The organism is Vibrio sp. 1288 (assembly GCF_033344475.1).
Genome location: NZ_JAWPOX010000140.1, coordinates 1 through 1,080, shown reverse-complemented (window position 1 = coordinate 1,080; position 1,080 = coordinate 1). Strand labels below are relative to the sequence as shown.

Genomic DNA, 1,080 nt, shown 5'->3' with positions numbered 1-1,080 from the left:
TCGAACTGCTCGCGTGTTACAGTGCCTTTCCAGCCAAACACGTCAACTTCTACGCTGTCTTGCTCAGAGAAAGCAATTTTGGTCGCCGTTGCAATGTTCAGTAATGCACGGTTTTTCTCAGCAGAAAGCGGCGCTTCTAGGCCAGCTTGCTCCATTAGGTAATCCGCTAATAGGTGGTCAAAGTCATCACCGCCAAGTGCAGAGTCGCCGCCTGTTGCTAATACTTCAAATACGCCTTTCGATAAACGTAGGATAGAGATATCGAACGTACCGCCACCTAAATCGTAAACTGCAATCACGCCCTCTTGACCGGAATCCAGACCGTAGGCAATCGCCGCTGCGGTTGGCTCATTAAGAAGACGCAGTACATGTAAACCCGCTAGCTTAGCCGCATCTTTCGTGCCCGCGCGTTGCGCGTCATCGAAGTACGCAGGAACGGTAATTACCACGCCCGCAAGCTCTCCACCTAGAGTTTCTTCTGCGCGTTTACCTAGCGCTTTTAGAATATCTGCAGAAACTTCAATCGGGTTTTTATCCCCTTGAGCAGTTTGCAGTACTGGTAAGCCATTATCACTCTCTTTAAAACGGTAAGGTAATGATGGGTAGCGAGATTGAATGTCTTTTAGCGAGCGGCCAATCAAGCGTTTCACTGAGATAATGGTGTTCTCAGGTTCAAACTCTGCTTTGGCTTTCGCATCGTAACCAACCACTGTTGATTCTGCTGAGTAATTCACCACCGATGGCAAAATGCTACGACCTTGCTCATCATTTAATGTGGTGGCATCGCCACTGCGTACAGAAGCGACCAAAGAGTTGGTAGTACCTAAGTCGATACCAGCCGCTAACTTATGCTCATGAGGTGCCGAGCTTTGGCCCGGTTCTGCGATTTGAAGTAGTGCCATGATTGGTCCTTGTCACGCTAACTAGCCGAGAAGCTTATCTTCGACCAGTTCAATTTCGTTCTTTAGTTTGGCAATGAATTTCAATTTACGAACTCGGTCTGCGGCTTCAGCCCAAAGACCGTCGTTAAGCTCTTGCTCAACGCTTGCCAAATGCTGCTTATACATTTTGCTGACCTTA

The 1,080-nt window shown here is 48.1% G+C and carries 2 protein-coding genes; both read right to left on the bottom strand.

All coding sequences use genetic code 11. The annotated features are described in order from the left end of the window. A partial coding sequence (locus R8O11_RS25165; RefSeq protein ID WP_318194603.1) for an Hsp70 family protein occupies positions 1-902 on the bottom strand: 902 nt, incomplete at its 3' end. Positions 903-923: 21 nt separating this feature from the next. Further along, on the bottom strand, positions 924-1,080 hold a 157-nt coding region (locus tag R8O11_RS25160), incomplete at its 5' end, for an iron-sulfur cluster co-chaperone HscB C-terminal domain-containing protein (RefSeq protein WP_318194604.1).